Below are 7,351 nucleotides of genomic sequence, written 5' to 3'. Positions count from 1 at the left end.
CTGGTTCCCCCCCTGCAGCTTGTTGCTCATGCGGATCAGAAGCGGATCACGCTGCGGGCGATGGACCCGGTTTCCTGCTTTGCATAGGCTTCGTTGATCTCGTCGAGCTGGATCTCCTGCGCCACCAGGTCATCGAGATTCAACCGGCCCTGCAGATAGAGCTCGGCGTAGTAGGGAATGTCATTGCGGACCGTGGAGGAGCCCATGTAGATGCCGTGGAGATTGCGCTGCGGGATCAGCAGGTCCAGCATGATATTCATTTCCAGCGGCTTGCCCTGGGGAATGCCGATGAAATACACGTGTCCGCCGGTTTTGGCGACTTCCAGGGCCTGGCGCTGCGTGGGGGCAATGCCGATGGCTTCGAAGGAATGGTGGACTCCGCGGCCGGTGATGGCGCGGATGGCGCTGACCACGTCTTCGGTGCCGCCGTTGATGACATGGGTGGCTCCGAATTTCTTGGCCAGCTCCAGCTTCTCTGGCTGCAGGTCAATGCCGATGATGGTCTTGGCGCCGGCCAGCTTGGCTCCCTGGATGACATTCAGGCCGATGCCGCCCAAGCCGATGACCGCGACGGTTTCCCCGGGAGAAACCTTGGCGGCGTTGAGCACCGCGCCCACGCCGGTGGCTGTCGCGCAGCCAAGCACAGCAGCCTGCGCGAATGGGATTTCCTTGGGCACCCTGACCAGCTTGTTCTGGTGCAGGACCGTGTACTCGGCGAAACCGGCCACGCCGAAGCCTTCTACGCGCTCGCCGTTGCGCGTCAAGCGTGCCGGGGTATCCGGTCCGCGCAGCGCATGCTGGGGATTCAAGCAGCGGTAGGTCGCTCCGTTGACGCATTCTTCGCAGCTCCCGCAGAAGCTGATTTCCGTGGCGATGACATGGTCTCCCACTTCGAAGTCGGTGGCTTCGGGGCCTAGCGCGATGACGGTGCCGGCCATTTCGTGGCCGACCACCATCGGCAAGGGGCGCCCGCGGTCTACGGTGGCAACTATGTGATCCGAGTGGCACAGGCCTGCGGCTTCGACCTTCACCAGAACTTCTTGCCCCCGCGGCTCGTCGACTTCGAGTTCCTCGATGCTGAAACCTTCGCCGATGGAGTTGATGACCGCTGCGCGCATTGCAGATCCTTCGTTAGATTCTTCTTCTAAAAATGCATTATTTCTAATAGTATATTTTCATTAGTGTTCTGCGTCACCCCCTTTGCGCGACTATTTTCCGGAGGAAGCATGAAAGCAGCAGTCGTTTCTGAAGTTGCCGGCTCTTTTGATGTCCTGGACATCAGCATTGACAACCCTGAAGCCCATGAAGTCCTCATTGACGTGAAGGCCAGCGGCCTGTGCCACTCGGATTTGCACGTGGCGACGTCGGACATCGGCTTCCCCATGCCAGCGGTGCTCGGCCACGAAGTCTCGGGTCTGGTCGTGGGCGTCGGTTCGGCTGTCACCTCGCTCTCGGTGGGGGACCGCGTGGTGACTTCTCCAGTGCACAGCTGCGGGGTCTGCAAGGGATGCCGCACCGGCAAACCCTACCAGTGCCGCGTGCCCTCGCACACCGACCGCACCGCGCAGCAGAATCCGCGATTGTCCCTGGGTGGGCAGCGGCTCACCCAGTTCATCGGTGTTGGCGGCTTCGCGGAACAGGTGCTGGTGCATGAGAACACCGTCGTAAGGGTTCCGGACGCTATCCCGTTCGACCGCGCGGCGCTGCTTGGCTGTGGAGTGGTCACGGGTGCTGGCGCGGCTATTAATACCGCGCGCATCCGTCCAGGCGATACCGTTGCCGTGATCGGCGCCGGTGGTGTCGGGCTGAACGTCATCCAGGGCGCGAAACTGGCTGGCGCGACCCGCATCATCGCTATCGACCTGCAGCCGGCCAAGCTGGAGCTGGCCAAGGTCTTCGGTGCCACCGACGTCATCAACGGCGGGGAGGGCGATGCGGTGGAAACCGTCAAGCGGATTGCTGGCGGGGGAGTGACGCATGCCTTCGAGGTCATCGGCCTGCAAGCCACCAGCGAGCAGGCGGTGGCCATGCTGGAAATCGGCGGCACCGCGTACCTGATTGGCGTTCACAAGCCCGGCGCGCAGATCAGCATCACCCCATTTGGAGACCTGATGGGACGCCAGAAGGGCATCCGTGGCGTGGCCATGGGGTCGAGCAATATCCAGGTGGACATCCCCATGTACGCCGAGTTGTATCTGCAGGGCCGTTTCAAGCTCGACGAACTGGTGTCAGCGCATATCAGCTTGGATGAAATCGACAAGGGATACGAGCAGCTGCACGGCGGTGCGGTAGCCCGAAGCGTGATTACCTTCTAGATTTATCGACGCCGGTCGCTGAACGAAGCAAGGCCAGCAGTTCACTGATCTGCTGGCCTTGTTTCATGTTCTGGGGGTGCTGCTACTCTCCGGTCTGCGCGCGGCGCTGTATGCGCGTGGCGTACAAGACGCAGCCCAGCAACCCGATGAAGCTGAGCGCAACCGCCACGGACCCGGTGATGCCGGGCAGGTGCTGGTTCCAGGTCATGTTCAGGGTGACAAGCAGAGACACCAGAAATCCTCCGGTGAGGTAACTGATTGCCGAACTCATGGTGAACCTTCCGTGGGCAGAACGTGCTCCCGTGAGCCTAGCATCGCGCCAGTCGCTGTCCAAGGATTTGCCGGTGCTGGTTATTTGCGAGACGCGTGCTCCCAGAGCACTTCATCCACTGTTACGGGCTTGTCAATGAGCTCGAAGCGTGCCATTGCATCCAGGCCTGACTGGGAAGCCTCTGCATCGAACGCGGTGCCTGCCAAGGCGAACCGCGTTGGAGCTTTTTCCACCGGAATCTGGTTGACCTCGGCGTGTATCTTCTGCACTTCCTCGAGGTTTGCTGCATCGGAGTAGAACTCCACTGCCTCTTTCATGGCCGATACGAAGGCCTTGGCAGTATCTGGATTCGCACCGGCCCACTGGGAAGTGCTCAGCCACAAAGTGCCCGGCTGATTCCCCTGGTACTCGCGGACCGGGTTGCCCAAGGAGGGGAAGCCGGCCGCCATCATCTGGTGGTAGAAGACATCGCTGGGGACGACCGCGTCAACGGTCCCGGTCTCCACCGCGGCCTGCATCCCGGCGTAGGGCATGCCCGCTTCGCTGAACTCGTCGGCGCCCACCCCTGCGTCTTCCAGGGCTTGGAAGACCGGCAGATCGCTGCCGGTCTTCACGCCGATGACACCGATGGTCTTGCCCTTGAGATCGGCAAGCCTCGCAATCCCAGAGTCCTTGGCGACGAGTACTCCGGAGTTATCGACGTCCGGGTCGACCACGCCATTCGAAGCCAGCGCTTCGATCGGCAGGCCCTTTGCCACGGAAGTGGCGACGTTGACCCAGGAACCGGTGGCGATGTCCACCTCGCCGGAGATAGCAGAAGCAATCTGGGCGGCGGGGTCTGCGCCATTGATGATTTCAACGTCCAAGCCATGGTCTTCGAAGAAGCCTTGGGATTCGGCAAGGTAAGCCGGCTCGAACTGGATGCCGGCCACCGAGACCTTCAGCGGGATCAAGCCGCCCGGTGTTTCGGCGCCTTGCCCAGCGTTGCCGCAAGAGGCCAAGGCCATGGTGGAAACGAGCAGGACCGCGGACAGGGGCAGGGCCCGGCGCGCGGAAGATGGAGTTCTCAAGATGGCCTCGTCGTGCTTGAAGGGGATATGAAGTGGCAGGCAATCAGCTGAAATCTGTGATGACCGAACGGGCAACGCCCTGCCCGGCCTTCATCGCTGCGAAGCCCTCGTTGATCTGCGAGATATGAAGTTCCCGGGCAACGAGCGCGTCGAGCTTGAGGCGCCCGGCAAGATAGTGCTCGGTGTATTTGGGGACATCACGTTGCGGGCTGGAAGAGCCCATATAGATCCCGTGCAGGCTGCGCTGCGGCCCAATGATGTCGGACATGGCATCCAGCGGCAGTTGCGCGCCGGGCTTATGCAACCCGACCAGATAGGCATCCCCGCCTACACGGGTCATGCGCACCGCCTGCAAGCTGGTGGCCTGCAGGCCGATCATCTCGAAGGAATGATCCACCCCGCCGCCGGTGATTTCCTGCACCTTCGCGACAGCGTCTCCACTGCCGCCATTGATCGTGTGCGTTGCCCCGAATTCGCGGGCCAGTTCCAGCTTCTCATCGCTCAGATCCACTGCGATGATCTTCGAAGCGCCGGCGATCTGGGCGGCATTGATCGCGTTCAACCCGATGCCTCCAGCGCCAATGACTGCGATGGATTGCCCCTGGGCCACCTGGGCGGAGTTGAACACTGCCCCGGCACCGGTCAGCGTGGAGCAGGCCATCACCGCGGCTTGGGCGAAGGGCAGCTCCTCGGGAATCCTTACAGCCTGGTTGGCATGCACCAAGGTGTACTGGGAAAATCCGCCGGTGCCGAACATCTGCATCACCGGCTGATCCTTGCAACTGGCGCGCGGTGCTTGGCCGGCCGTGCGCAGCGTGCTGGGGCGGTTGGCGCAACGGTATTCCTGGCCCGAAAGGCACAGCGCGCACTGCGCGCAGTATTGGATCAAGGTGGCCAGCACGTGGTCGCCCGCAGTGAAACCGCAGGCTTGGTTGCCGGTGCTGAGCACCACCCCGGCAACTTCATGGCCCAGCAGCAGCGGGGCGGGAAGGCCCAGATCCATGCCCGCCAGGTGGGCATCGGACTGGCACAGTCCAACGGCTTTGACTTCGATCAGCAATTCCGCGCCCAGCGGAGCATCAACGTGGATGTCCTCAATGCTGAAGCTGCCATCGCCGTGCCTTGCCAGTGCTGCCCGTGCGCTGAGTGCCATGGGGATCAGTCCTTGCGCAGGCGCACGAGGATCCGTGCGCGGGCCTCGGTGAAGCGCGGGTCAGCCTTGGTGGCCAGCTGGTCGCGGGTCTCGCCGAAACCGGTGACGATCTCGTCGACTACGGTGGCCGGCTTCTCCGCGATCACGACCACCTTGTCGGCCAGGTACAGCGCCTCGTCGATGTCGTGGGTGACCAGCAGGATCGTCACACCCAGCTTGTGCTGCAAGTCCAGCACGAGGTCTTCGAGGTCGAAGCGGGTCTGCGCATCAACCGAGGCGAAGGGCTCATCCATGAGCAGCACCTTCGCGTTGTAGGCCAAGGCGCGGGCAATGGCCACGCGCTGCTGCATGCCTCCTGACATTTCCCAGGGGAACTTGCCGCCTTGGCCTTCAAGGCCCACGGCAGCCAGATGCTCATCGGCCAGCTTGTTCCGCTCGGCCTTGCCGATGCCCTTGCCCTGCAGCGGGAAGGCCACGTTTTCGCGGGTGGTCATCCACGGCATCAGCGAACGCGAGTAGTCCTGGAAGACCACGGCGAGATCGGGGTGCGGGCCGTTGATCTTCGTGCCGGAAACCTCGATGGTTCCGGCTTTTGGCTTCAGCAAGCCGGAAAGGCATCGCAGCAAGGTGGTCTTGCCGACGCCCGAAGGGCCGACTATCGAGATGAATTGGCCGTACTCCACGTCCAGATCCAAATTCTCCAGGATCTTGTTTTCGGCCGGGCCGGCGCCATAGCTCATGGACATGCCGCGAACCTTCATGAGCAATGGTTTGGTGTCCATGGACGTTTCAACGGGTGCTTGGGTGGTCATGGGATTCTCCTTGGTCAGAAGATGGAAGGTCGGACGGAAACGGAGGCTACTGGGCGCCGGAGGCGTGGTACCAGCGCAGGATCCGTTTCTCGACGAGCACGAAGAGGATGGAGATGATGTAGCCGATGACACCGACCAGCAGTGCGCCGGCCCATGTCTCCGGAACCTTGAAGGTGGCCGAGGAATTCAGGATGTAGAAGCCCAGGCCTTCAATGGAGGCGAACATTTCCGAAACGACCATTACGGTGATGCCGATCGGCAATGCGACGCGGATGCCGGCCACGATCTGCGGGGTGGCACCGGGCAGGATCACGCGGCGGAAGTGCAGGCCGCGCGGGATGCGGTAGACCTTGGAGAACTTGCGCACCGTTGGCTCGATGCCCAGGATGCCGTCGATGGTGTTCAGCAGGATCGGCCACATGCAGGCGAAGGCGATGGTGCCCATCTTCGGGCCCTGCCCCATGCCGAAGACGCCGATGATCATCGGAACCAGTGCTGCCTGCGGGACGGCGCGGAAGAAGTGGATGATCGGGTCAACGATCTTCAGCAGCAACGGGACTTCGCCCAGCAGCAGTCCGCCGCAGATGCCGAAGAAGGCAGCCAGGGCCAAGCCGACAAAGAGGTTGGACAGCGAGTACCAGGCGCCGGAAATAATCACGCCGTTGCCCAGGTCGCGGACCAAGGCTTCGAGGATGGACTCCAGCGAGGGGATGAAGAAGTTCGTGGAGTTTGCCGAGCCGAACCACCAAGCCGCAACCACGGCAACGATGAGCCATGAAGAAACCAGTATCTTGCGTCCGGCGGCCGCCGAGGAGCTCGGAGCCTTGGCCTTCGAAGCGCGTGATGGCACTGCGGGGGCGTTCAAAGTTGCGTTAGTCATCGTTCTGCCTCTTCCACTTCAGCAAACGGTTTTCGGCCTGTTGCAAGAGCAGGGCGATGGCCCATCCGGTCAGGCCGGCGAAGAACAGGTAGGCGAAGGCCAGATCCCAACGCTGCGCCTGCTGCATCAGCGTGATCTGGCGTCCAATGCCTGGCGCCTGGGAGATCACTTCAACGCCCACCGCCACCAGGATGGCGATGGCCGAGGAAATGCGCACACCGGTCGCGATCAGCGGCAGGGCAGAAGGCAGCAGGACCTTGGTGAAGCGCAGCATCGGCGGGATGCGGAAGACGGCGACGGTGTCGGCAACCGCGGCTTCCTGGCGGCGTGCACCGTAGATGGTCTGGATCAGCACTGGCCACAGGCAGGACAGCGCGACGACGACGATTTCCATCATGGTGTTCGAGCCGAGCAGCATGATCACCACTGGCATCAGGGCCAGCACCGGGAACGAACGGCCGAAATCGATCAGAATCGAGGTGGAGTTGTCGAGGAAGCGAACTGATCCAATGACCAGGCCCAGGACGACACCCACGACCGAAGCAATGAGCCAGCCGGTGAGGGCTGCGAGCAGGGTCTTGCCTAGCCCGCCCCAGAAGGCCGCTTGGCCCAGGGCTTCGGCGATGGCAGAGAAGATCTTTTCCACGCCGGGGAGCATGGAGGGCATGGTTCCTGAGGCGATCACCAGTTGCCAGATGCCCAGCAGGGCGGCGATGGCCACGATGCGCAGGGTCCAGAGCAGACCCGGTGAAATCGTTGACTCTTTCATGGGAATCCTTGAGTAAGCAGTTGCAAGCTAGGGGTGCTGGTGGCGCCAGCGCAGGGATGGCGCCACCGGTGAGGCGAAGCG

The 7,351-nt window shown here is 62.4% G+C and carries 8 protein-coding genes; 1 reads left to right on the top strand and 7 read right to left on the bottom strand.

The window, feature by feature from the left end:
* Positions 1-35 precede the first annotated feature (35 nt).
* A complete protein-coding gene (locus ACNPN0_RS14995) occupies positions 36-1,118 on the bottom strand; it encodes a zinc-binding dehydrogenase (RefSeq protein WP_105656456.1) in 1,083 nt (360 codons plus the stop codon).
* 108 nt (positions 1,119-1,226) lie between these two features.
* Between ACNPN0_RS14995 and ACNPN0_RS14990 the strand changes: the two genes are divergently transcribed.
* The gene (locus ACNPN0_RS14990; RefSeq protein ID WP_448938185.1) at positions 1,227-2,315 is read left to right on the top strand and encodes an alcohol dehydrogenase catalytic domain-containing protein; all 1,089 of its coding nucleotides are present in this window, start codon (positions 1,227-1,229) and stop codon (positions 2,313-2,315) included.
* 82 nt (positions 2,316-2,397) lie between these two features.
* Here ACNPN0_RS14990 and ACNPN0_RS14985 read toward each other — a convergent pair whose 3' ends face one another.
* The 6 genes from ACNPN0_RS14985 to ACNPN0_RS14960 all read right to left on the bottom strand — a co-directional run bounded on the left by ACNPN0_RS14985 (position 2,398) and on the right by ACNPN0_RS14960 (position 7,270).
* Positions 2,398-2,547, bottom strand: coding sequence for a hypothetical protein (locus ACNPN0_RS14985; RefSeq protein ID WP_166650762.1), 150 nt, complete (start codon positions 2,545-2,547; stop codon positions 2,398-2,400).
* A 119-nt stretch (positions 2,548-2,666) separates the two neighbouring features.
* Positions 2,667-3,656, bottom strand: coding sequence for an ABC transporter substrate-binding protein (locus tag ACNPN0_RS14980; RefSeq protein WP_448938186.1), 990 nt, complete (start codon positions 3,654-3,656; stop codon positions 2,667-2,669).
* Positions 3,657-3,699: 43 nt separating this feature from the next.
* Positions 3,700-4,809, bottom strand: a complete 1,110-nt coding sequence (locus ACNPN0_RS14975) for a zinc-binding dehydrogenase (RefSeq protein WP_448938187.1) — start codon at positions 4,807-4,809, stop codon at positions 3,700-3,702.
* Positions 4,810-4,814: 5 nt separating this feature from the next.
* Positions 4,815-5,621, bottom strand: a complete 807-nt coding sequence (locus ACNPN0_RS14970; protein WP_448938188.1) for an ABC transporter ATP-binding protein — start codon at positions 5,619-5,621, stop codon at positions 4,815-4,817.
* A gap of 46 nt (positions 5,622-5,667) precedes the next feature.
* Positions 5,668-6,501 carry an ABC transporter permease gene (locus ACNPN0_RS14965; RefSeq protein ID WP_105656450.1) on the bottom strand — a complete coding sequence of 278 codons (834 nt, stop codon included), beginning with the start codon at positions 6,499-6,501 and terminating at the stop codon, positions 5,668-5,670.
* A complete protein-coding gene (locus tag ACNPN0_RS14960) occupies positions 6,494-7,270 on the bottom strand; it encodes an ABC transporter permease (protein ID WP_332486489.1) in 777 nt (258 codons plus the stop codon). The genes ACNPN0_RS14965 and ACNPN0_RS14960 overlap by 8 nt, the downstream gene beginning before the upstream one ends.
* Between the last annotated feature and the right edge of the window lie 81 nt (positions 7,271-7,351).

The sequence above is a fragment of the Glutamicibacter sp. AGC84 genome (genome assembly GCF_053543575.1).
Note: the sequence above shows the minus strand (reverse complement) of the source record. Positions and strands in the feature narration are given on the sequence as shown.

Coding starts and splice junctions, on each gene's coding strand:
- ACNPN0_RS14995 (WP_105656456.1), bottom strand. CDS start 1,118: ATGCGCGCAGCGGTCATCAACTCCATCGGCGAAGGTTTCAGCATCGAG.
- ACNPN0_RS14975 (WP_448938187.1), bottom strand. CDS start 4,809: ATGGCACTCAGCGCACGGGCAGCACTGGCAAGGCACGGCGATGGCAGC.
- ACNPN0_RS14960 (WP_332486489.1), bottom strand. CDS start 7,270: ATGAAAGAGTCAACGATTTCACCGGGTCTGCTCTGGACCCTGCGCATC.
- ACNPN0_RS14965 (WP_105656450.1), bottom strand. CDS start 6,501: ATGACTAACGCAACTTTGAACGCCCCCGCAGTGCCATCACGCGCTTCG.
- ACNPN0_RS14970 (WP_448938188.1), bottom strand. CDS start 5,621: ATGACCACCCAAGCACCCGTTGAAACGTCCATGGACACCAAACCATTG.
- ACNPN0_RS14990 (WP_448938185.1), top strand. CDS start 1,227: ATGAAAGCAGCAGTCGTTTCTGAAGTTGCCGGCTCTTTTGATGTCCTG.